Here is a 21,714-nt window from a genome sequence, read left to right on the forward strand (position 1 = left end):
CTCCCTAGTACTGCGCATTGATGTGGTCGATCATGTGGGAGCTGAGGTTTCCACCCTGTGGTGGCGAGTACGGGTTGACCGGGTCGTACATGCAGCCGTCGGACAGGTGCTCGAACCCGAGGGCGTGGCCCACCTCGTGGCAGGCCAGGAAGAAGCCCCCGTCACCAGGGATCTGCCGGGTCAGCGCCTGGTTGAACCGCACCCGTGCCCGGTTGCACCTGCCGCCGGAGGTGGCGCGGCAGACTTCGTCGGCGTTCAGGGTCGGGATGTCGCCGGTGGCGAACCAGACGACGTCGGTCGAGTTGGTCCAGCAGCCTTGGCATCGTTCGACTGCCGACAGATCGGTGCGGGCGGCGTACTGGTCGTACATCTGGAAGTGCATGAAATGGTTCCAGAAAAGATGGTGATCCTGATTGTCCTCGTCCGACCCGAAGTCGACGACCGAGTCGTCCATCTTGATCAGACCGAAATAGTGCGCGGCTGCCGGCTCGGTCGGCGACAGGGTGATGAGAAGCGCTGCCACCATAAGCGCAGCGATCGGTCTGAATGTGAGGAAACGCAGCAAGAAGATCACTCCCGTCAGGTCGAGACGAATGTCAGTCCGGGTAGTCCGCGCCGAGGCCGCTGTAACCCCAGGTGTCGTCGGGGCAATACACGATGGAGCGGGTGCCCGGGTTCTGCCACGCACCCCATTTGGTGATGTTGCCTTTCGACTGGGTGTGGCAGGTGACGCCGACGCGGTGGGAGCGATTCGTGCAGTTGGCCCAGAACTTCCAGCTGGCGGTGCCGTCCCGGCCGGAACTGCAGTTCGGCTCGTCGGCCATGGCGGGCTGGGCGGCCAGCCCCGAGACCGCGAGTGCCACGACGGTCGCCACCACGGTCGTCCCAGTTTTTCGAAGCATTTCCCTCCCCGTTCGTGAATACGGCGGATCGCCCGGCATTAGTGGCCGGATCGCATTCTGATGCCGTTCTTTCCCTGTGAATGACCCTAGGAGCCCCGACGATTCGCGCCCAGGGCCAATTCGCCGACGGCTTGACAGGTCCACTTAGGATCTTGGATGTGGAGATAGCCGTCCGGCTGGACCGGGCCGGGGGCCTGGCGGGGCAGATCTACCGGCAGCTGCGCGATGCCGTCCTGGACGGGCGGCTGCGCCGGGACGAGGCTCTGCCGTCCAGCCGGGAACTGGCCGGGCAGCTGAAGGTTTCGCGCAATACGGTGACGACCGCCTATGAGCGGCTGGTAGCCGAGGGATATCTCATCGGACGAGCAGGTGCCGGGACCTTCGTCAACGCCGTGCCCTTCGCGGAGCCGGCCGTGCCTCAGCCGCCGTCCGGGCCTCTCATGCCGCGCGCGGTGTGGCCCTCGATGCCGGTGCCGCCCGATTTCGGTGACGCACCGGAATTCGACTTCCGGGTCGGTGCGCCCGACGCCCGGCTGTTCCCGTACGCCGCCTGGCGCCGGCTGCTGGCCGATCAGTTCCGGCCGTCGGCCATGGGCACCGGAATGCCCGTCGAGCCGGCCGGCCATCTCGGGCTCCGTACCCTCATCGCCCGTCATCTGCGCACGGCCCGGACCATCGAGACCCGTCCGCAGGATGTGCTGATGACCTGTGGCGTGCAGCAGGCACTCGATCTGATCGGACGGGTGCTGCTCGAGCCCGGCGCCACGGCGGCGATCGAGGAACCCGGCTATGCGCCTGCGAAACTCGTATGGGAAGCCCAGGGCGTGAAGGTGGCCGGCGTCCCGGTGGACCAGGAGGGGCTGATCGTCGACGCGCTGCCGGCGGACGCGCGGCTCGTCTATGTGACGCCATCCCACCAGTACCCGACCGGCGTGGCTTTGTCGCTGCGGCGGCGAGTCGAACTGCTCGCATGGGCACAACGACACGACGCGGCCATCGTCGAAGACGACTACGACAGCGAGTTCCGCTACTCGGAACAGCAGCTGGAACCATTGCACAGCATCGACCGCAGCGGCCGGGTCGTCTACATCGGATCGTTCTCCAAGGTGCTCCTGCCCACGCTACGGCTGGGCTTCCTGCTCCATCCGCCGTCGCTGCGTCACGCCTTGCACGCCGCCAAATTCCTGACCGACTGGCACACCGGCCTGCCCATTCAGGCAGCCATGGCGGATTTCGTGGAGCAGGGCATGTTCGCCCGGCACCTGCGGCGGGTCCGCCGGGTGTACCGGGAACGCCACGAACGCATCGCGGCCGCGCTCGCAGGCCCGCTGTCGGCGTACTTCACGGTCGTGCCGTCCGCGGCCGGTCTGCACCTGAGCGCCATGGTGCGGGGGGCCACCTCCGCCGACGCGCTCGTCAGGGCCCGGGCGGCCGGCATCGGTCTGGCCGGCTTCGAGGAGATCTCCACCGCGACGTCCGGGCCGCCGGGCGTCGTCTTCGGGTACGGCATGATCGACGTGCACCGCATCGACGAAGGGCTGGCCCGTCTTCATGAATGTCTGGATGCCGGCTAGGAGCGTGCGCTCCGGGGTCGCCCTCAGCCGGCGCGTCATCATCGCGACCGTGGTGGCCGTCGTGGTGCGCGGGCTCGGCTGGCTGTTCAGCCTCCTCATCATCGGCCCGGTGCTCGGGACGGTCACGTTCGGCCTGCTGAACGACGGCCCGCTCGGCACCACGGGACCGCCGGTGGCCGAAGGGATCCTCGCCCTGCTGTCGATCGCCGCGGCCGTCGCAGTCGCGGCCGGCGTACGCCGCGACGAGGACCGGTGGTTTCCGCGAGCGCGGGTTCTCGGCTGGGTACTGGTCACCGACACCGTCCTTTACCTCGGATCCGTGATCGTCGCGCTGCTGATGTGGGGAGGCTGGGCGGATCTGGCGGACCTCTCCTGGGCGGTCGCCCTGCTGACTGTCGGCAACGCGCCCCTGATCTGGCTCGGCGCCTCGATGATCCGGGCCGCTGAGGCCCGTGCGGGTGGTGCCTGCTGACACCGTCGGTAGGCCGGCCGTGGCGCCCGGCGAGGCGATAATCGATCTTGCTCAGGCCGGTTCGCGGGCACAATGTACGCCGTGCTCACTGCTACCCGTGCCCTCTTGACGTCGCTGGATCCGCTGTCGTACCGCCGTCGGATGGCCCGGCTCGCGGGGTGGGCGCGTACCGCGTCCGACCGTGCCGCGGTCTGCGCCGACCTGCGTTCGCGGGGCCCCTACGAGCGTCATCTCGCTCTGGTCGCCGCTGTCGTCGCGCAGGACGGCGACGGCATCGCCGCCGCGACACGTGATCCGCAGCCGTCGATCAGGATGACCGCGCTCACCGCGGCGGTGCGGGCGGGAATTGCGGACGGAGATCATGTCGATCGGCCGGTGACGGAGCGGCGGCGGGTGTATCGGGCGTTGCGCCGGCGGCATGCGCCGGACGTCGCCGACGCCTTGATCGCGGTCGTTCACGCCGAGTTCGGCGATGAGGAGGCCGCGGCACTGCTGCCCGCCTGCGGCGAGGACACCGTACGCGTGTCGCTGCCCGACCTGGAGCATGCGCTGAACCTTGAGCGGCTCGTCCGGTGGCATCCTGGCCCGCTGCTGGACCGGGTCGAGGAGCGGCTGGCCGTGAGCCCGGCCGAGCTGCGCGGGCGGATCTGGGGTGAAGCCGCCGGTGCGGTGCTGCGGTGTGACCCCGCGCGGGCGCTCGATCTGCTTGAACGGTATGCGCCGCAGGAGTCGCTGCCAGGGCCCCTTGCCGCGTACGGACTGCTCGCCTCGCATGACGCCGGACGCGTTGCGGACCTGTTGACCGCACCCGGCCGTGCGGCCTGGCTGGGGCGGACGGCGCTGCCGCCGGCCCTGCTGCGCCGCCTCGTGACGCTGTCCACCGACGAGCTGGCGCCGCTCGCCGCCCGACTCCGTGAGCACAGCCGTGCGCTCGCCGCGCTGCTTCGCGCTGTCGCGCCTGCCCGGCGCGGAGAGCTGTACGACCGGGCGATGGCCGAGGTCGACACGGGCTCGCTGATACCGGCTGCCGAGATCATGGAGGTGCTGCCGGCCGCGGTCCGGATCCGCGAGGCGACCCGGGTGCTGGGCCTGGCGAAGACTCAGGAGCGGGAGGCCCAGGTGCTCGCGTGGAGTGCGTACCTGGCGTGGCCGGACGCATCCGTGGTGCTGGAGGCCGCGCTGCGTTCGGGTGACGCCGACGAACGGGCGTCCGGGTACGCGCTGCTGGTCGACGCTGCTCGCCGGTCCCGTGACCCGCGGGCGGTGGCCGACGTGATCGTCCGGCTCGGCCGGCTGCGCAACGAACAGGACCCGGTACGCACATCCGCGCTGACCGCGCTGGCCAAGGTGGCGCCGCTGCTCACCGCGGACATGGCAGCCGGGCTCACCCGGCTGACCACCGACGCGGTCGACGCCCGTGACACGTCCGCCGCCGGCACGGCAGCGTTGAGCACACTCGCCGCCGACGTCCTGCAGCACCATGTCGGGGTGCCGCAGCTGTGCGAATGGGCGCTGCTCACCATCGACCTGACGAGCAGCGGTTCGCACGCACCGGTGCTGCGCCGCTTCGACACGGTCCTGCGTCGCGGACAGGAGGCGATGGTCTTCGAGCGGCTGAGTGGCTGGGTCGAGGCGGCCGTCGCCCGTGGCCGGTACGGCCCGCTGTTCGCGCTGACTCACGCTCTCGGCAAGCGCGCCTGGCGGCTGCCGCCGTTGCAGGAGCTGCTGCGGCGGGCGATCGGCCCGCGCACGCTGCCGTCGGTGGCCCGTACGGCGATCGGGCTGTGGCTCGACGATCCGCGGACCCGCTCGCAGCGAGTCGCCGAGGTGCTCGCGACAGACCCGACCGCGGTGGCCGTCCACGCGGTATGGGCGACCGTCTGCGCCTCCCGCACCGATCTGTTGGACGGGGTGCTGAGTGGCCGCCCACACGGCCGGTTCGTGGAGCCGGGGAAGCGCTGGGTGCCCGGCCGGGCCCTGCACCCCGAGCGCTGGCTGCCGCGTCAGCAGGCCCGCTTCGTGGAGCTGCAGCAGGTCGTCGTCGCCGACCCCGGGCAGCCGGTGTGGCAGCGCGCGGCAGCGATCTGGGCTGCGGCCCACGTCCCCGGTGCGGGCCGCGACCTGGTACTGCGTTGTCTCGACGCCGCTGAGGTGCCGATCGTGGAGGCGGCGCTGGGAGCACTGGTCTGGACTGATCGACCCGACCAGGCCCTGTCCGTGCTGCTGCGGTACGCCGACGGCGACCGGGCCCGGGTGGCGCTGTACGCGGCCGGCCGGGCTGCCCGGTACACGCAGCCGTCCCGGTTGCCCGATGTGCTCGGCGCGGTGCTGACCGGCCCCGTGAAGATCACCAGCCGGAAGGAAGCGGCCCGGCTGCTGGCTCGTCACGGGCCGCCGCGGGTGATGGCGACGCTGCTCGAGGCGTACCTGAATCCGGCCGCGCACCGCGACCTGCGCGCGGCGATCGTCGCCGCCGCGCGGCAGCGGCTGCAAGCCGACGCGAGCTGGAGCATCCTCGATGCCGCCCTCGCCGGCAGCCGAGAGGAACGCCGTGCAGTTCTGAGCGCGCTTCCGCACACCATCCCGGAGCGGCATCGCAGCCGCTACGGCGCCCTGGTCGTCGCCGCCTGCCACGCCGCCGACCGGGAGGTCCGGCGTGCCGCGTTCGGACAGCTCGGCGAATGGTCGCCGTGGCTGACGGGAGTGACGGACCTGGTCGTGGACCGGCTCACCGACCTCGGCGAGACCATGGCACAGATCGAGATCGCCAACCTGCTCAAGGCCGGCGGCGACGCGGCACTCCTGCCCGCGCTGACCCGGCTCGTGGACCGCGACGCGGCCGACACCCATCCCGGTGACCCGGCCTCGGACCGCCCGGCGCGACGCCGGATCCTTCTCCTGGCGAGCGGTGCGGCTGTCCGGTCGGCGAGCCGGGCGGACGACGCCGACCGGACCATGCTGGTCGAATCGGCGCGATGGCTCGCCGGGCACCCGGCTTTCGCCGGTACGGCCGCAGGATTGCTGATCGACCTCGGCCGCCTGGACGATCTGGACGAGGTCGCCGACCTGTGCGCGGGGCGGCCCGTCCTGGCGGTGCGTACCGCCGGACGCGTCGGCGCGCGGCTGCGGGGCCTGCGTCAGTGGCCCGACCCGGCGGTCCTCGCGAACACCGTCGCGCGGATGGCCGGCCGCGGCGACCTCGCCGGTGGGCTGTTCGCGGTGGCACTGGTACGGCACGGAGCCGGCTTCGGTTGGGGAACACCGTGGCAGGACCTGCTGATCGGGCTGCGCCGGCACCCGGACGCGGACGTACGCGAGGAGGCGTACGCCATCGACATGAGCTGAGCGCCGCCGATCGGATCGGCCGCCCAGGCGGCACGCGCGGTGCGGTGATGCGTCATCCACCGCGCGTTCCTAACGTTGTTAAGGTGACTGTGCCGTGACAGAACCGCCGATGCCGGCGGCTCGTCTCCCGAGGACGCGCTCGAAGCGAGGTGACACCTGTGCCGACCGGCACCAGACGCGCCCGCGAACGCGCGAACACCCGCGAACGGATCATCGACGCCGCGCTGCACGTCCTGGAGAACGAGGGCGTCGCGGCGCTGACGGTCCGGCGTATCGCCACCGATGTCGAATACTCCGCGCCCGTCGTCTATCAGCACTTCGCCAACAAGGAAGCGCTCGTGCTGGAGCTGGTCGTCCACGGCCATCGCCTGATGATGGCCGAGCTTCAGCAGGCCGCCGAGGAGCCCGGCATCGACCAGCGCATGATGCGGGTCGCCTCCGAGTACGTCCGGTTCGCCGGCGAACACCCGCACCTGTATCAGGTCATGAACGGCGATGCCGTCGACGCGGACGAACGCCGGCGCGCCGCGGCCCCCGCCATCGACCTCTTGAAAGACATGCTCACCGCGTGGGCGGACACCCACGACGTGGTTCTGGCCGACTTCGACGAGGCCTGCGACATCATCTGGGGCACGCTGTACGGCATAGCCTCGCTCGGCCACCTCGGCACTGTCGGCAACGAACGCGCGCGACGGCTCGCCCAGCAGGCGCTGCGTACGCTCCTTCGCGGCTGGCGGAGCGACGTACCGGGAAACCCGTAGCCACGAGCGTCGTCCCCATCGGGCGCACTGCAACGGCTTCGGCCCGGATCCGCCTCTGCGGAACCGGGCCGAAACTGTCAGCCGGCCTATCTGATGTGGTCGCGGTCGCGGGGCGCGGGCGCGGCGGACGGCATCAGTTGCCGGTCGGGGTCCAGTCCGCGGGCAGCCCCGAATCGCTCAAGATCTCACCCCGGTTGTAGTAGTCGTCGCTCGACCGGATCAGGTCGCCGCGCAGCCGCAGCACGGTCACGGCCGGAACCGAGAACGGGTGGGGCGCACCGACGATGTGGCCGCTGAACACCCCCTCGACCACCACCCCGTCCCTTCCGCCGAACCCGCCCGTCACCTCGAACCCGAAGTCCTCGATGAGCTGATGGGACCCGGTTTCCCACTCCGCGACCCCCTGGCGGCCGCGGAACACCATGTCGAGGGCTCGGTCGGTGTAGACGGCGTCCTTGGTGTACAGACGAGCGAGATCGCGGGTGTCGGTCGTCATCCACGCGGCGGCCCAGCGCCGCCCGATCGCCGGCACCTGATCGCTCTTCCCGCCCCCGTGCGCATGCTCGACGGCCTGCTGGGTCGCGGCCTGCGCGACCAGTTCCCGCGGCGATGCCGCGGAGGAGTCCGTGGACCCGGCAACGATGGTGCCGCCGATGAGAGCCGCTGCGGCCACCGCAGCGGCGAGGCCGGGGATGAGGGTACGAGTACGCACAAGAGTCTCCTTGTCCTGAGGGGGTGCGGCGTCGCCGGAAGCCGCACATTTCTAACGGCGTTAGATTTTCTAACGTCGTTAGATTCGCAGAGCCGGACGGTGGCGTCAAGGGACGTCCTGTCAAGAAGGCGTCCAGCGGGCCGCCCCGTTCGTGCTGCGACCTGCGAGCGGCCCGGGCTCAGCGAGATCAGACGGTCAGCGCGATCTTGCGGCGGCGAGAGCCGGTCTCCGCCGCGGCGTGCGCGGCGTGCGCGTCGGCCAGGGCGAACTGCGCCTCGATGAGCTGAGCTCGGCATTTCGCCGGGCTGCGGTATCGTGTCGCCTGCGACGGGCGTCGATGCGCTGGTGACGGGGGAGGTCACGATGCCGCACAGCGGGGACGAGCTGGGTGCTGACCTGGTGGATCTGTGGGAGGCCGGCCAGTACGAGCTCAAGCCGGTGGCCTCGCAGATCCGTGAAGCCGCGGGGGCGCTGCTGCTGGCCGACAACAGCGGCTACAACTGGTATCGCGACGGCAAGCTCGGCGGTCCGTACGGTCCGGCGAAGCCGGCCTGGGAGAGCCTGCGCGACGACTTCTTCGAGGTTCTGCGGACGACGGCTGAGAACCTGGATCTGACCGGCGACGCGATGGTCCTCGCGGCCGACGAGTACGCGAGCACGGACTCCGTGGCGGCGAAGAAGTTCGAGGAGCTCAAGCCCGCGGTGGAGGCGGCCCACACCGAGGACGGTGTGCCGCAGTGAGTTACGAGCAACTCGCGGATCACGCCGCGAAGCTGGAGATCTCCGCCATCGAGATGGATCTCAAGCAGCGGGGTTTCCAGAAGAGCCACGGCAAGTGGTACGGCGGCGTGGGCATCACCGACGAGCAGATGCAGACCGTGGTCGACACGACGGCCGGCCGTTTCGCCGGCGTGGCGGAGATGTTCGCGCCGTTCCTGAACATGCCGGACCCGGCCGGATTCGAGCCGGCGATCTCCAACCTCACCCGAGCAGCGTCGAAGCTCAACAACGGCACGGCCCCGGATGTGGTGAACAACGTCGGCGTGACCGTCAATCAGGATCTCGGCGGAATGGACCGGGTCGGCACGCTGGTCGCGGACTGGCGTGGGCCGGCGGCGACGGCATTCCGGAACAACTACCTCGACCGGTTCAAGGGTGTCACGGCCAACCAGTACGCGATGGCGCTGACCCTCAAGGGTGGCCTGGAGGCGGAGCGCGGCTTGTGGAAGGCCGCCCGGGAGAGCGTCGACCAGCTCGCCCACGCCGCTCAGCAGTCGCTGGACGCCATGCTCGACTGCAACCCGAAGGAAACGGCGTGCCTGCTCACCGTCGTCGGGTCGATCTTCGCGGTGGCCGCGGCGGTGCCGAGCTTCGGTACGTCGCTGGCGGTCACCCTGACCGTGGTCGGCGAGGTCGCGTCGTCGGCGGCGTCGATTCCGATGGAGGATCCGAAGCCCGTACGGTTCAACGGCAAGAATGCGATGGCGATCGTCGAGCAGATCCGCAAAGGCCTGGAAGAGCTCGCGAAGGACATCACCGACAAAGAACGCGTGATCGCCGACGCGATGGCCTCCTCCCATTCCGTGCTGACCGGCAGCCGGGAGAAGTTCCTGTCGAATCGGCCCGCGCTGGCCGACGCCACCGCCGCGACCGTCACCGGCAACGGTCCCAACGGCCTCGGCACGGCGGAGTGAGAATCTGATGGGCGAGCTCGCCGACCGGGTCGACAGCATGCGGGTCCGGGCCTCCACCCCGGACGGCGCCATTTCCGCGGAACTGTACGACCGCAGCAAACTGACGCTGACATTCCTGCAGGGCTGGTACGACCTGTGCGACGACAGCGACCTCGAACGCCGGCTCGCCACGCTGGCGCAGCTGCTCTGGGTTGCGCGTACCCGCGAATACTGGCGTACGTTCAGCGACGTCGCGGGCGAAACCGTCACCGGTGAGGACACCCCGGTCAGCGCCCGCGACCTCGACTGGCGCGAGGAGCGCGACGAGCTGGTGGCGTGCGGCTGTTCGGCGGACGGCCGAATAGCCGTCAAAGCGGTCGGGATGCGGCAGTGGGACGTCCACATCACCCCCGGTACGGTACGGGCACTGTCGGAGCAGGAGTTCGCCGAAGCGGCGGCGCAGGCGGCCGGTGAGCTGATCAACGACCAGTTCGCGAAGATCGCCGAGCTGTCGAACAAGTACCACGGCTACGACCGGTAACGAGCGAAGGGGACCCGACCAGTGCGAGGCAAGGGTTGGCCGGCCGCCGCGGCGGGGGTCGTGGTCGTACTGGCAGTCGTCGTCGTGTTCCTGGTCCGCGACGACGACGGATCTCCCGCGGCGCAGTGCCGGCTGGTCACCCCGCCGTCGTCGGCGCCGGTCAACGACACGGGTACGGTCCGCGTCACTGAGCAGGGCTTCACCAGGGTCGGATCGCCGGCCGGCTCGACGGTCACGGTCGGCGCGGTGCTGGAGAACCCGAGCGACCGCGTCGCGTACCGTACCCGGGTCACCGTCGACGTCCTCGGGCCCGACGGCCGTAGTGTCGTGAGCGACGTCTTCCGCAGGTTCCAGGTCTTCGAGGTGCCGATCATCCTGCCGGGCGCGAGGATCCCGGTCGGTGATTCGCTGGGCGTCACCCGCCTCGCCGAGGTCGGCACCGTGTCGGTCAGGCCGGTGGTGACCCAGTGGCTGCCGGCCGGCGACGGCAACGACGGCCTCGCCCCCGTGACCACCACGCTGGTGCCGGACAAGACCACCCGCAACGCCGACGGAACCGGCGCCATCACCTACGACGCCCGCTCGGCCAACTGCACCGACCTGATTTCGCGCGGCTCGTCCTACGTCCTGCGCGACGCCGCGGGGAAGATCATCGGCGGGGGAGTGTCCGACGAGCCCGAGGAGTCGGGCTGCGACACCTCCGAGAACCGTTACAGCAACACGTTCACCACCGCTCAGCGAAGCATTCCGGAGCAGGCCGAGCTGCCCGAGACCGAGGTGGCATCCCTCTGCGACCTCGCGCCCCGCCCGGCACCGAGCGGCTCCGACGCACCGATCAACTGAGTGCGCTCTTCGGCACGTCGCGTCGGTGTCCGCGTTACGGCTCCCGGGTCAGCCGTTGCGGGGACGCCGGGCCACCACCAGCAGGTGGGTGGTGGGCCAGTCGAGCGGGGTGCCGTCGAGTCCGGTCATCGTGGCGACCGGGGCGATGCGGTTGTCGATCACCCAGTCGTTGCGCACCGGGGCCGAGTGCGGGTCGATCTCGAAACCGGCCTCGGTCAGCAGGTCCGTCCAGTCGGCGAAGCTGAGGCCGCAGAACTGCTCCCGGGTCTCCGAGAGCCAGTTGTCGACGTAATCCTTGCGGGTCAGGTAATCCATGGCCGAGGCCTGGTCGAGGCGCACGGTGTCGTCGCCGACCGGCTCGTAGCCGAACGGGAACGCGAAGTCGACGGCGAACTGGTCGAGGCGCGCGCGGGTGGACAGGCTCTCCACGTACGTCTTGACCTCGGACGGTGGCAGGTCGGCCAGGTCGGTGCGGGGCTTCGCGGGGTTGTCGCCGTCGTCGCGGGTGAGACGCAGCAGGACGGGGCGGTGCGGCTCGTCGGGGCCGCAGACGTCACTGTTGATCCAGACGCCGCCGGGGACGGTGTGGTCGTGGATGCGGCGGGCGAACTGCAGCAGTGAGTCGCGGCGTCGCCCGTACGACCAGATCTCGTGGGTCAGCGCGAACGTGAGGGTGGTGTCGACCGAGCGGTCGGCGAAGATCGCCCCGCCCAGCACGTTGCGCTGATAGAAGTAGACGTTCGCGTTGCGGAAGACGCCCTGGTCCTTCTTGTGCAGGCATTCCTGGTAGAGGTGCCGGGCGAGCTCCACGCCGATCAGGTCGCTCTCGTGCAGGCCGGGCTCACGGTCGGCGAGCTCGAGCACCGAGCCGGCGCCGCAGCCGATGTCGACGATGCGGCCGGGCTGCACATACTGCCGGACCGCCGCCCACTTGCGCTCGGCGGCGACTGTGAACGCCTCGACGTACGTACGGTAGTCGCGGGTGGTGGTGAGGCCGCCCTCGTCCCCGATGATCGGGTCGTTGATGACGGTACGCACCGTGTCGACGAGGCGGTACCGCGCGAAGACATCGATCGTCGCCGGGTGGGCCAGGTCGCGCCACGTGTCATCGCCCTGACTCAGCCGCAGCAGCACGTCCCACGGCCGCTCCGGCGCGGTGGGCAGTGCGGGGTCGGCCTCGGCCCAGGCGATCGGGAAGCCGAGCCGCTCGTACAGCTTGGCCACCTGCGGGGTCGAGCAGGCCACCAGGGTGTTCGCGGGGGTGAGGTCGAGGCCGGTGGCCACCGCGATGGTCTTGAGAGTCACCTCGGCGAAGGCGTCGGTGGGCGCGGTGTCGAAGATGGGGACGACGATCGAGCGCAGCCCGGTGAGCGCGCTGAATCGTTCGATGGCGGCCTCCCGGCGGTGGTACGGGACCGGGTTGCGCTTCGTGTTCTCATGGTTGGCCGAGGTGACCGCCCAGACGATCGTCGAGCCGTCCGCGGCGAGCCGCAGCAGATAATCGGCCTGGAAGCGGGTCAGCAGATGATGCCGGCCGGGGAAGAGAACGAATGGCGCCACCGGGGTGATCATAGCCGGACGCCGACCGGGTGACGGGCGCCCCAGCCGTCTCGATGCCGCGCGCGCAGAACTTCGATCTTGGGTGTCATGCTCAAGCCGTCTGGGTAACGGGTGGTCAATCGCGGGAGCGTCCCGCGAAGTGACCGCACGGCGGTCCCGAGGTCGAAGGTGAGGCGACTGTGGCAGGCAAGTTTGAGGTTTACCCCGACAAGTCCGGCAAGTTCCGGTTCCGGCTCAAGGCCTCCAACGGGCAGGTGGTCGCCACCGGGGAGGCGTACGACAGCAAGGCCGGGGCCAAGGACGGCTGTGCCGCCGTGCAGCGGGCGGCCGCCGGGGCAGAGATCGCCGAGACCGACGCCTGACCCGTACGCCGGCCGCTCCGTCCGGCGGGGCGGCCGGAATTCCGGTCCGGGCATGCCCAAGGGGTGTACTCGCCATCCGAGTCGATCGACCGGCTCCTTCGTGAGGAGCTCACGGGTGGGCATCGTGCCGGCTCGGTGGCGGAGTCTAGAGTGGACGCGTGCTGGGAGTCGTCGCGACCGCGCTCGGCGGTCCTGAGGTGCTGCAAGTGACTGAACTGCCCGACCCCGAGGCGGGTCCCGGGCAGGTGGTCGTCCGGACCCGCGCGGTCTGTGTGCACCCGGCTGACATCGCCGCAACGACCGGAGACATCCCTCTCGGGCCGGTGCCGCCGCCGTTCTCGCCCGGGTGGGACATCGCCGGTGAGGTCGTGTCGGTCGGTCCCGATACGGCGGACTTCCGGGTGGGTGACCGGGTCGTCGGGATGATTCCGTGGTATTCGACCCGGGGCACCCCCGGTGGCTATGCCGAGTTGGTGGCCGCCGACGCGGACTGGGTGGTGCCGTTGCCGGACGGGCTCGACTTCGTGTCAGCGGCCACGGTTCCGCTCAACGCCCAGACCGCACACCAGGGCCTGGCGCTGGTGTCGTTGGCCATGCTTCCGGCCGGCAGCAGCATCCTCGTCACCGGGGCCGGCGGCGGTGTCGGCGGCTTCGCCACCCAGCTCGCCGCTCAGGGCGGCTACCGGGTCCTGGCACAGGCCGGCCAGGGGGATGAGCAATGGGTGCACGATCTCGGCGCTCACGAGGTGGTTCCCCGTTCCGCCGATCTGGCCACGGTGGGGCCGGTGGCCGCGGTCTTCGACGCGGTTCCCATCGGCGAGGCGGCCGCCGCTGCCGTCGGGGACAGGGGAGTAGTGGTCACCACCCGGCCCACCCCGCCCATTGTTCCGGCACGTGGCGTGCGCCAAGAGCTGCAACTCATCCGGCTTGACCACGACCTGTTGGCCTGCCTGGTGGGGCAGGTGGCGGCGGGACGGCTGCGCACGCGTGTGGCGGCCACGATGCCGTTGACCGAGGCGGCCGACGCCCACCGGCGGGTCATGGCCGGCGGCCTGCGCGGAAAGATCGTGCTGACAGTCGGCTGAGCGGAAGCGCAGCACGTGACGCCGGGTCAGCCCGACCGTGTCGGCGCGCAGGAGGTCCGGTCCAGGTGCGGATCGGCCTCCGCGCGGATCGTGAGGCAGTGCGTGGGGATCGTGTCGACCATCGTGCCGGCGCCGTTCGGGCATCGGTAACGGACCAGCGCCGCCCATTCGCCGGCGCCCTCGACCACTCCCGCGCGACGGGTGCCGTTCCGGTGCACCCACACCGGGTCGCCCGGCCGGCACGCCACCGCGGGTGCCGAGGCGGTCGGCTCCGGCGGCGACACGGGCGTGGCAGCCGGCCGGTACGTCTCGGTGTGGTCGCCGCTCGCGGTGGCCACCACCCAGGTGATACCGGTCTTGTCGGTGGTGCTCGCGTGCCGCTTGGCGCTGAACATCGCCTGGTCCGCGCGTTGCAGCAGGTGGACAAGGTCGGCGGAGGGCCCGGCCGGCACGACGCCGATCGAGGCGGTGACGGACAGCGGGCGGCCCTGCACGTCGATCGGGGGCGCGATCGCCGCGCTCAGCGAGTCGGCCACCCGGTGCCAGCACACCTCCGGGGCGTCCGGGCGCGGGACGCGCGGCAGCGCCGCGAACTCGTCACCGCCGAACCGGGCCACCAGGTGACCGTCGAGGCAGGCGGCCATGCGGCGCGCGACGACGCGGAGGACCTCATCGCCGGCGTCGTGCCCGTACGTGTCGTTGATCGGCTTGAAGCCGTTGAGGTCGAGGATCAGGACGGCCGCCGAGCAGTCCTCGCTGTGTAGCAGCTCGGGGGCGAGGGAGTGGAAGAGGCGGCGGTTGGCGAGTCCGGTGAGCTCGTCGTGGCCGGCCATCCATCGCAGCGAGGCGCGCTCCTGCTCGAGTTGCTGGACGTGCGCCGCCAGCTGATCGATGCGAGCCTGGAGACGGGCGGTTTCGGCCTCGGTCCGCAGCTCTGCGTTGTCCGGCAGGACACCGCCCGTGTCGGCGGCGGCAGGATCGAGGATCCGCATCGGGCCGTCCTCTCAGAACTGCGGCGGACCAGCGGGGGCTGTCGAGCCGACGAGGAGGGCCCGTCAAGCTCCACAGAGGAATCATGGCAGTCGGCCGAGGTGCGTGCAAGATTTCACGCCGACAACTGTCGCGATGACATGATGCATCGGAGGCCGGTTTCGGCTACTCTAGGTGCGCGCTTCTTGCGTGATGAAAGAGTCGCGCGTCTATTTACGCGTTGATCGTGTACTCAAAGCGGGCGTTGAGTGACACACTGGCCACAGGATTCGTGGCACGTCGGTTACGCATAGTGATCAGCTCTAGGGGGAGGGCAGTGATGAGCAGCGAAACCGGCTGGATCATTTCCAGTAGGTCGACAGGCAACGGCGGCAGTTGCGTCGAGGCCCGCCGCCGGGACGGCCTCATCGAGGTCCGCAACAGCAAGGCACGCGAGGCCGGCACCGTGGTGTTCACGCTGGAGGAGTGGGACTCGTTCCTGTTCGGCGCCAAGCGCGGCGAGTTCGACCAGCTCCTGACCGACTGATCGCGGCGACCTCGACCTCGCTGTGTGGACGGTCAGCTCAAGGCAGGCGGCCCACACCGACGTAGAAGCTTGATTTCTCCGGCTTGTCCTTGAACTCGTCGACCATGCCCGGGTCCGGCCGCCAGGCGTTGAGCCAGACGAGGCCAGGCTCGACCATCTCGAACCCGTCGAACAACCGGGCCACGTCACTCTTCTTGCGGGGAACGAGCGGCGTCGTGGTCTGCTGGCGGTACTCCTTCTGAGTCTTCTCCCAGAGCCGCTCGTCGACGATCAGCTCGTCGATCGTCGCGTGCGCGACCACGAGGTGGCTGCCGGGCGCAAGCGCGGAGCGGAACGTGGCCACTATGTCACCTACCTCGTCGGAGTCTTCGACGAAGTGCAGCACCGCGACCATCAGTACGGCTATCGGCTGGTCGAAGTCGAGCAGATCGCGTACCTGCGGGTGGTCGAGGATGGCCTGCGGCTCCCGTACGTTCGCGCGGATGGCGGTGGCGTACTGATTGCCCTCGAGCAGTTCCAGACTCTCCGACACCGCGTCGGGATCGATGTCCACGTAGACCACCCGGGAGCCCGGGACCTCCGCCTGCGCGATCTCGTGGACGTTGCCCTCGGTGGGGATGCCGGAGCCGATGTCGAGAAACTGGTGCACGCCGACCGATGTCAGGTAGCGGACGGCGCGGGCGAGGAACGCCCGGTTGTCCCGGGCGATCGTGCGCAGCCTCGGGGTCCGCTCCAGGAGGGCCTTAGCCACCTCGCGGTCCGCCGGGAAGTTGTGGATCCCGCCCAGGTAGTAGTCGTACAACCGGGCAGCCGTGACGGGCTTCCGATGGGCATCCTGGGCGCCGCGGCCCGCGCTTGTCACGTCGTTCCCCACTTCGTCACCGGAACTCTCCGACCGGTACGGATTCCTTGTTGATGAGATCGAAGATCCGCCGGTACTCATCGACCTCGGCCTGCTCCTCCAGGTAGAGAGCACCGACGTGGGACTCCAGGTAGACCACGTCGGGATCGTCCGGGTCGTCGAACTCCAGAATCCGGAAGGCGCCGGCCATCGCCGCGTGCGCCCCGACTGAGAACGGCAGCACCCGGATGTCGACCGTGGGCTCTTGAGACAGCCGCTGCAGATGCTCGATCTGCCCCTTCATCACCTGTTCGCCGCCGACCGGCCGGGTCAGTGCCCCCTCACCGAGCACCGTCACGAGGCGGATCGGAGGGTTGCGAGCGAAGAGCGTCTTCTGCCGCTGCATGCGGAGCTTGATGTGGCGCTCGGCGGCCTCCGAGTCGGCCGGCTGCTCGGCGCCGAAGACGGCTCTCGCGTAGTCGGTGGTCTGCAGCTCGCCGGGAACGACCTCGCCGTCGTACCCGAACATGCGGGACGCGGACGCCTCCAGCCCGACGTACAGCTTGAACCACTCGGGGATGACCGGGCTGGCGTCCCACCACTCCTGCTGCGACGTGCCCAGCGCGAGGTCGGCGAGCGCGTCGGTGATGCTCTGGTCCGCGCCGTAGAGCCAGCAGAGCGCGCGTACGTTGGCCCCGGTGACCGGCACCTTGCCCGTCTCGATGCGGTGCAGCGTCGGCTCCGAGATGCCCAGCCGCGCTTCCACCACATCACGCCGGCTCATCCCGGACGCCGTGCGCAGCCGCGTCAATCGCCGCCCCAGCGCCCGCCGCACGACGCGTTGGCCTGTGACCGGCACGCCTTACCTCCGCCTCGCGAGCCTCTGTGGACGGTGACGCGGACCACCGTACCGCGTACTCCCGGCGCATGTCGCGACGGCAGGCGGATCCGGTACGCAGCCGGATCAGCAGGGTGCCCGGCTCAGGGTCAGCTCCGGGAGAGGGCCGAGCGGGCGGCCGGGACGGCTCTGGCCCGGTCCGCGGGGACCAGGCCGAGCCGGGTGCGCCGGTCGAGCAGGTCCTCCTCGGTCAGCGCGCCCTCGTGGAGCACCGCGAAGAGCAGCTCGGCGCCGGTCACCTCGACGCCCGGCGCGACCGGCTCGCGCAGCGCCGGATCGGCCGCGCCGAGGGCGTGCACCGCCGGGGCCTCGGCGCCGTAGCGGGCGACGAGCCGCTGCGGCACGGCGAGCCGCGCCAGGCGCGCCGGTGCCGCGGCCCCGACGAGGGGGAGCCGGGCGGTGCGGCAGGGCCCGGCGCTCAACCCCGCGTGGGTCACCGCGGCGTCGACCGCCTCGGCTGCCATCCTCCGGTACGTCGTGAGCTTGCCTCCGACGACTGTGGTGACACCGGCGGCGGAGGTACGTACGGCGTGCCGCCGGGACAGATCGGCGGTGGCGCCCGCGCGTCCCGCCAGCAGCGGCCGCAGGCCGGCGAACGTCCCCACGACGTCGGCCTCGGTGACCGGCGCCTCGAGGGCCGTGGCGAGCACGTCGAGCAGGAACCCCACCTCGGCCCGGCTGGGCTGCGGCACGTCACTCACCGGGCCGTCGACCGGTTCGTCGGTGAGGCCCGCGTAGATGAGCCCGCCGGGCTGCGGGAGCGCGAAAACGAACCGGTTGGTCTCGCCCGGCACCGGCACCGTCAGCGCCGCCGCGGGATGGCCGAGGGCCGCGGCGCGAAGCACGAGATGCGTGCCGCGCGACGGGCGGAGGCGAACGGCCGGATCCAGCTGCCCGGCCCAGACGCCGGTGGCGTTGACGACGGCTCGCGCGTGGATATCGTGGTGAGCGCCGGTCATCGTGTCCCGCACGGTGGCGCCGCGCCCGTGCAGGGCTTTCGCCGCGCAGTGGGTGACGATGCGCGCGCCGAGACCGGCTGCCGTCCGCGCGAGCGCCACGACCAGCCGGGCGTCGTCGACCAGCTGCCCGTCCCATTGCAGCAGGCCGCCCCGCAGACCGGTGCGGCGCACGGCCGGGGTGAGCCGCCGGACCTCGGCGGCGGAGATGCGCCGGGACCGGGGGAGCGCCGCCCGGGGAGTGCCCGCCGCGACCCGCAGGGCGTCGCCCGCGGCGAAACCGGCCCGCGCCAGCCACGCCTTGGCGCCGGGCACGAAGGGCGTGAGCGGCAGGACGAACGGCAGGGCGCCGACCAGATGCGGGGCCGTACGCCGCAGCAGCACGTCCCGCTCGGCCGCGCTCTCGAAGGCAAGCCCGACGTGCCCGCCCGCGAGATACCGCAGTCCACCGTGGACCAGCTTCGAACTCCAGCGCGAGGTGCCGTACGCGAGGTCCCCGGCGTCGACGGCGGCGACGGACAGTCCCCGCGCGGCGGCGTCCAGCGCGACCCCCGCGCCGGTCACGCCGAGGCCGACCACGAGCAGGTCGACGGTGCTGCCGCCGGCCAGCTCGGCCAGCTCCCGCTCGCGGCGCGCCGCGGACAGCGACGTGCTCACGGCCGCAGGTGCCGGTCGAGGAGCAGGCGCAGCTCGTCGTCGAGGGCCTCCTCCGTGATGTCGGTGCCGGTTCCGCCGGGCCCGGTCATCGTGGCCGCGGAGACGACGAACCCGTGCACGGCCAGGACAGCCGCGCGCGCCAGCAGCACCGGTTCCTGCGGGCGCAGGGAGCCGTCGTCCCGGCCCTCGGCGATCGACGCCACGAGGTGCTCGAGGATGGCGTCCTGCACGCTGCCCCTGCGATCGACCAGATAGGGGAGCAGAACCTCGGGATCGAGCTCGACGACTCGGCGGAACATGGCGTGCCGGCGCAGCGCGCGGGCGCCTCGGACCAGCCCGTCGACGATGCGCTCGCGGGCCGTCGCGCCTTCGGCTTCCGCCTCGGCGGTGAGGGCCAACGCGCTCCACTCGCGGGTCATGAGGTCGGCCATCAGCGTCGCCATGTCGGGCCAGCGCCGGTACATCGTCATGCGGGAGACGCCCGCCCGCCGTGCCACGTCCGTCAGGGTCGTGCGGCGCAGGCCGACGGCGAGCACACAGTCTCGGGCGGCGTCGAGGAGCGCGCCGTCGGCACTGTTATGCATGAGAACCACTGTTACGAATTGACGTCATGTGTAACAGTGTAACTCATGACTGCCTTCCGCTGGGGAGACCCGGCCGACGCCGTGACCCTGCCGTCCGCCGTCCGCGACCTGCTCGCGGCGGCCCTCGGGGTGACCGGGCCGCGCCCGGTGACCGATCCGGTGCTGCCCGCGCCGGCGCCACTTCCGCCGTTCCCGGGCCTGGACGTCTCGCCGGAGGCGCGGTTGCGGCACGCCGCCGGCATGTCCACGCAGGACCTGCTGACCGCCCGCGGCGGCGCGGTGCCGGATGCGCCCGACGGCGTGACGCGGCCGGCGTCGCACGACGAGGTGCTCGAGGTGCTGCGGCTCGCCACGGAACACCGGGTCGCCGTCGTGCCGCACGGCGGCCGGACGTCCGTCGTGGGCGGGCTGCGGGCGGTTCGCGACGGCTACACCGCGGTGGTGGCCCTGGATCTCAGCGGCCTCGACCGGTTGCTGCGCCTGGACCCAATCTCGCGGACGGCGACCTTCGAGGCGGGAGTTCCCGGTCCGCGCGTCGAGGAACTGCTGGCTGCGGAAGGGTTCACGCTCGGCCACTTCCCGCAGTCCTTCCAGTACGCGACGCTCGGCGGCTTCGCGGCCACCCGCTCCAGCGGCCAGGCGTCGGCGGGGTACGGCCGCTTCGACCAGATGGTCGTGGCGCTGCGGGCGGCGACCGGTGCCGGCACCCTCGAGCTCGGTCGCGCACCACAGTCGGCGGCCGGGCCGGACCTGCGCCAGCTGCTGCTCGGCTCGGAGGGCGCCTTCGGGGTGCTCACCGAGCTGACGGTGCGGATCCGTCCGCGGCGGGAGCTCACGTATGCCGGCTGGGCCTTCCCGTCGTTCGAGGCCGGCATGCGCGCGGTTCGCGCACTGGCCCAGGACGGGCCGTTGCCGGCGGTGCTGCGGCTCTCGGACGAGGCCGAGACGGCCATCAACGCGGCGACCGGCTCGGGTGCGGAGGCAGCCGGCGGCTGTCTCGCCGTCGTGGGTCACTTCCCCGAGGCCGACCCGTCCGGACGGCTCGCGCAGTACGGGGGTGAACCGCTCGGCGAGGAGCCGGGACAGGTGTGGGCGGCCGGCCGGTTCCGGGCGCCGTACCTGCGCGACGCGCTGCTCGACGCCGGGGCCCTCGCCGAGACGGCGGAGACCGCGGCCTTCTGGGACCGGCTGCCGCAGACGTACACGGCGGTGCGCGACTCGCTGACCGGTGCGCTCAGCGAGGCCGGCACGCCACCGCTGGTCATGTGCCACATCTCCCACGTGTACGAGACGGGCGCGTCGCTCTACTTCACGGTCGTGGCCGCCCAGGCGCAGGACCCGGTGGCCCAGTGGTGGCGGGCGAAGGCGGCGGCCGGCGAGGCGATCGTCGCGTCCGGCGCGACCATCAGCCACCACCACGGCGTCGGCCGCGACCACCGTCCCTGGTACGCGCAGGAGATCGGACCCGTCGGCACAGCCGTGCTGCACGCGGTCAAGCGCGCTGTCGACCCGGGCAACGTGCTCAACCCCGGAATCCTGCTCCCGTGATGCGCGAGACGTTCACCGCGGTCGTCAACCCCGCTGCGGGCCGGGGCACCGCCGCGGCAACGATGATCACGCTGGCCCGTCACCTGCGGGACACCGGGGCGCGCGTGCAGGTCGCGTACAGCCGAGGGTTGGACCATGCCACCGAGCTGGCCGCCGCGGCAGCGGGCCGGGGCGACACGGTGCTGGCGGCCGGCGGCGACGGGCTCGCCGGGGCGGTGGCCGCCGGGCTGACCGGCACCGCGGCCGAGCTGGGCGTGGTCCCGGCCGGCCGCGGCAACGATCTGGCTCGCGCGGTGCCGCTGCCGCGCGAGGACCCGGCGACGTTCGCCGCGGCCCTGCGCGAGCGACCGAGCCGCCCGGTCGACGTGGCGATGGCCGCGGAACGCGTCGTGCTCGGCAGCGTCTGCGCGGGCCTGGACGCCGCGGCGAACGACGCGGCCAACCGCTGGCGACTGCCGCGCCGGCCCGTCGCGTACCAGATCGCGGCGGCCGGCGTTCTCACCCGCTGGCGGGCGATCACCTACGACCTGGTCGTCGACGGGGTGCCCGAGCGGCTGCGCGGCCACACGGTCGTGATCGCCAACAGCCCGTGGTACGGCGGCGCGCTGCGGATCGCCCCGGCGGCACTGCTCGACGACGGCCTGCTCGACCTGGTCACGGTCGGCGAGATGGGACGCCACCGCCTCGTGCCCGTCCTGGCCGCCATGCGCCGCGGCGCGCACGTGACGATGCCCGGCATCACGTCCCGCCCGATCCGCGAGGTCACCGTCGCCACCGACCGTCCGCTTCGCTGCTACGCCGACGGTGAGCCGCTGCCGCCCGGCCCCGTCACGGTCCGGGTGCGGCCCGCCGCCCTCCGGCTGATCGGTGCCTGAGTAGGCTGG

The 21,714-nt window shown here is 71.4% G+C and carries 22 protein-coding genes; 13 read left to right on the forward strand and 9 right to left on the reverse strand.

The annotated features are described in order from the left end of the window. Window positions 1–4 precede the first annotated feature (4 nt). Both AB0K03_RS22550 and AB0K03_RS22555 read right to left on the reverse strand, forming a co-directional pair. Window positions 5–574: a hypothetical protein gene (locus AB0K03_RS22550; RefSeq protein ID WP_364687837.1), complete on the reverse strand. Its 570-nt coding sequence runs from the start codon at window positions 572–574 to the stop codon at window positions 5–7. Between the two features lie 22 nt (window positions 575–596). Further along, entirely contained in the window at window positions 597–902 is a 306-nt protein-coding gene (locus AB0K03_RS22555) for a hypothetical protein (protein ID WP_364687838.1), read from the reverse strand. Window positions 903–1,060: 158 nt separating this feature from the next. Between AB0K03_RS22555 and AB0K03_RS22560 the strand changes: the two genes are divergently transcribed. The 4 genes from AB0K03_RS22560 to AB0K03_RS22575 all read left to right on the forward strand — a co-directional run bounded on the left by AB0K03_RS22560 (window position 1,061) and on the right by AB0K03_RS22575 (window position 7,054). Further along, window positions 1,061–2,476: a PLP-dependent aminotransferase family protein gene (locus tag AB0K03_RS22560; RefSeq protein WP_364687840.1), complete on the forward strand. Its 1,416-nt coding sequence runs from the start codon at window positions 1,061–1,063 to the stop codon at window positions 2,474–2,476. Continuing rightward, on the forward strand, window positions 2,466–2,948 hold the full coding sequence (locus tag AB0K03_RS22565) for a hypothetical protein (RefSeq protein WP_364687842.1): 483 nt from the start codon (window positions 2,466–2,468) through the stop codon (window positions 2,946–2,948). Before AB0K03_RS22560 ends, AB0K03_RS22565 begins: the two co-directional genes overlap by 11 nt. A gap of 72 nt (window positions 2,949–3,020) precedes the next feature. Then, window positions 3,021–6,293, forward strand: a complete 3,273-nt coding sequence (locus AB0K03_RS22570; protein ID WP_364687844.1) for a hypothetical protein — start codon at window positions 3,021–3,023, stop codon at window positions 6,291–6,293. Between the two features lie 158 nt (window positions 6,294–6,451). After that, entirely contained in the window at window positions 6,452–7,054 is a 603-nt protein-coding gene (locus tag AB0K03_RS22575) for a TetR/AcrR family transcriptional regulator (protein WP_364687846.1), read from the forward strand. Between the two features lie 133 nt (window positions 7,055–7,187). On the opposite strand, the gene AB0K03_RS22580 is transcribed toward AB0K03_RS22575, so the two are convergent. Further along, window positions 7,188–7,766, reverse strand: a complete 579-nt coding sequence (locus tag AB0K03_RS22580; RefSeq protein ID WP_364687848.1) for a nuclear transport factor 2 family protein — start codon at window positions 7,764–7,766, stop codon at window positions 7,188–7,190. Between the two features lie 315 nt (window positions 7,767–8,081). Between AB0K03_RS22580 and AB0K03_RS22585 the strand changes: the two genes are divergently transcribed. Genes AB0K03_RS22585 through AB0K03_RS22600 form a run of 4 tightly spaced genes read left to right on the forward strand, consistent with a single transcriptional unit; the run spans window position 8,082 to window position 10,823 of the window. Continuing rightward, window positions 8,082–8,507: a hypothetical protein gene (locus AB0K03_RS22585; RefSeq protein ID WP_364687850.1), complete on the forward strand. Its 426-nt coding sequence runs from the start codon at window positions 8,082–8,084 to the stop codon at window positions 8,505–8,507. Next, window positions 8,504–9,460 carry a hypothetical protein gene (locus tag AB0K03_RS22590; RefSeq protein WP_364687852.1) on the forward strand — a complete coding sequence of 319 codons (957 nt, stop codon included), beginning with the start codon at window positions 8,504–8,506 and terminating at the stop codon, window positions 9,458–9,460. The genes AB0K03_RS22585 and AB0K03_RS22590 overlap by 4 nt, the downstream gene beginning before the upstream one ends. A gap of 7 nt (window positions 9,461–9,467) precedes the next feature. Then, window positions 9,468–9,980, forward strand: a complete 513-nt coding sequence (locus AB0K03_RS22595) for a hypothetical protein (protein WP_364687854.1) — start codon at window positions 9,468–9,470, stop codon at window positions 9,978–9,980. A 60-nt stretch (window positions 9,981–10,040) separates the two neighbouring features. Then, complete coding sequence (locus tag AB0K03_RS22600) at window positions 10,041–10,823, forward strand: hypothetical protein (RefSeq protein ID WP_364687856.1); 783 nt, start codon at window positions 10,041–10,043, stop codon at window positions 10,821–10,823. A 48-nt stretch (window positions 10,824–10,871) separates the two neighbouring features. Here the strand turns inward: AB0K03_RS22600 and AB0K03_RS22605 are convergent, their stop codons facing one another. Continuing rightward, on the reverse strand, window positions 10,872–12,383 hold the full coding sequence (locus AB0K03_RS22605; RefSeq protein ID WP_364687858.1) for a class I SAM-dependent methyltransferase: 1,512 nt from the start codon (window positions 12,381–12,383) through the stop codon (window positions 10,872–10,874). Between the two features lie 179 nt (window positions 12,384–12,562). Here AB0K03_RS22605 and AB0K03_RS22610 point away from each other — a divergent pair, with 179 nt between their 5' ends. Together AB0K03_RS22610 and AB0K03_RS22615 are read left to right on the forward strand one after the other, a co-directional pair. Then, window positions 12,563–12,745: a DUF1508 domain-containing protein gene (locus AB0K03_RS22610; RefSeq protein WP_364687860.1), complete on the forward strand. Its 183-nt coding sequence runs from the start codon at window positions 12,563–12,565 to the stop codon at window positions 12,743–12,745. Window positions 12,746–12,903: 158 nt separating this feature from the next. Then, the gene (locus tag AB0K03_RS22615; RefSeq protein ID WP_364687862.1) at window positions 12,904–13,830 is read left to right on the forward strand and encodes an NADP-dependent oxidoreductase; all 927 of its coding nucleotides are present in this window, start codon (window positions 12,904–12,906) and stop codon (window positions 13,828–13,830) included. A gap of 26 nt (window positions 13,831–13,856) precedes the next feature. On the opposite strand, the gene AB0K03_RS22620 is transcribed toward AB0K03_RS22615, so the two are convergent. Further along, window positions 13,857–14,822, reverse strand: coding sequence for a diguanylate cyclase domain-containing protein (locus AB0K03_RS22620; RefSeq protein ID WP_364687864.1), 966 nt, complete (start codon window positions 14,820–14,822; stop codon window positions 13,857–13,859). A 317-nt stretch (window positions 14,823–15,139) separates the two neighbouring features. On the opposite strand from AB0K03_RS22620, the gene AB0K03_RS22625 reads away from it, so the two are divergent. Beyond that, complete coding sequence (locus AB0K03_RS22625) at window positions 15,140–15,346, forward strand: DUF397 domain-containing protein (RefSeq protein ID WP_364687866.1); 207 nt, start codon at window positions 15,140–15,142, stop codon at window positions 15,344–15,346. Between the two features lie 37 nt (window positions 15,347–15,383). Here AB0K03_RS22625 and AB0K03_RS22630 read toward each other — a convergent pair whose 3' ends face one another. The 4 genes from AB0K03_RS22630 to AB0K03_RS22645 form a co-directional block, all read right to left on the reverse strand. Beyond that, window positions 15,384–16,208 carry an SAM-dependent methyltransferase gene (locus tag AB0K03_RS22630; protein WP_364687868.1) on the reverse strand — a complete coding sequence of 275 codons (825 nt, stop codon included), beginning with the start codon at window positions 16,206–16,208 and terminating at the stop codon, window positions 15,384–15,386. Window positions 16,209–16,224: 16 nt separating this feature from the next. Further along, on the reverse strand, window positions 16,225–17,046 hold the full coding sequence (locus AB0K03_RS22635) for a helix-turn-helix transcriptional regulator (RefSeq protein ID WP_364687870.1): 822 nt from the start codon (window positions 17,044–17,046) through the stop codon (window positions 16,225–16,227). A 128-nt stretch (window positions 17,047–17,174) separates the two neighbouring features. Beyond that, complete coding sequence (locus AB0K03_RS22640; RefSeq protein ID WP_364687872.1) at window positions 17,175–18,698, reverse strand: glycerol-3-phosphate dehydrogenase/oxidase; 1,524 nt, start codon at window positions 18,696–18,698, stop codon at window positions 17,175–17,177. Beyond that, entirely contained in the window at window positions 18,695–19,282 is a 588-nt protein-coding gene (locus AB0K03_RS22645) for a helix-turn-helix domain-containing protein (RefSeq protein WP_364687874.1), read from the reverse strand. Before AB0K03_RS22645 ends, AB0K03_RS22640 begins: the two co-directional genes overlap by 4 nt. 45 nt (window positions 19,283–19,327) lie before the next feature. On the opposite strand from AB0K03_RS22645, the gene AB0K03_RS22650 reads away from it, so the two are divergent. Both AB0K03_RS22650 and AB0K03_RS22655 read left to right on the forward strand, forming a co-directional pair. After that, entirely contained in the window at window positions 19,328–20,830 is a 1,503-nt protein-coding gene (locus AB0K03_RS22650; RefSeq protein ID WP_364687876.1) for an FAD-binding oxidoreductase, read from the forward strand. Continuing rightward, window positions 20,830–21,705, forward strand: a complete 876-nt coding sequence (locus AB0K03_RS22655; protein WP_364688117.1) for a diacylglycerol kinase family protein — start codon at window positions 20,830–20,832, stop codon at window positions 21,703–21,705. Before AB0K03_RS22650 ends, AB0K03_RS22655 begins: the two co-directional genes overlap by 1 nt. The last annotated feature ends 9 nt before the right edge of the window (window positions 21,706–21,714 follow it).

Origin of the sequence: Actinoplanes sp. NPDC049316 (assembly GCF_040677315.1) — a bacterium.
In the GTDB taxonomy this organism is placed as follows: Bacteria; Actinomycetota; Actinomycetes; order Mycobacteriales; family Micromonosporaceae; genus Actinoplanes.

Excerpts from the sequence above, each read along its gene's own strand:
- AB0K03_RS22655 (WP_364688117.1), top strand. The coding sequence starts at position 20,830 with ATGCGCGAGACGTTCACCGCGGTCGTCAACCCCGCTGCGGGCCGGGGC.
- AB0K03_RS22565 (WP_364687842.1), top strand. The coding sequence starts at position 2,466 with ATGCCGGCTAGGAGCGTGCGCTCCGGGGTCGCCCTCAGCCGGCGCGTC.
- AB0K03_RS22555 (WP_364687838.1), bottom strand. The coding sequence starts at position 902 with ATGCTTCGAAAAACTGGGACGACCGTGGTGGCGACCGTCGTGGCACTC.
- AB0K03_RS22650 (WP_364687876.1), top strand. The coding sequence starts at position 19,328 with ATGACTGCCTTCCGCTGGGGAGACCCGGCCGACGCCGTGACCCTGCCG.
- AB0K03_RS22620 (WP_364687864.1), bottom strand. The coding sequence starts at position 14,822 with ATGCGGATCCTCGATCCTGCCGCCGCCGACACGGGCGGTGTCCTGCCG.
- AB0K03_RS22645 (WP_364687874.1), bottom strand. The coding sequence starts at position 19,282 with ATGCATAACAGTGCCGACGGCGCGCTCCTCGACGCCGCCCGAGACTGT.
- AB0K03_RS22625 (WP_364687866.1), top strand. The coding sequence starts at position 15,140 with ATGAGCAGCGAAACCGGCTGGATCATTTCCAGTAGGTCGACAGGCAAC.
- AB0K03_RS22595 (WP_364687854.1), top strand. The coding sequence starts at position 9,468 with ATGGGCGAGCTCGCCGACCGGGTCGACAGCATGCGGGTCCGGGCCTCC.
- AB0K03_RS22570 (WP_364687844.1), top strand. The coding sequence starts at position 3,021 with ATGTACGCCGTGCTCACTGCTACCCGTGCCCTCTTGACGTCGCTGGAT.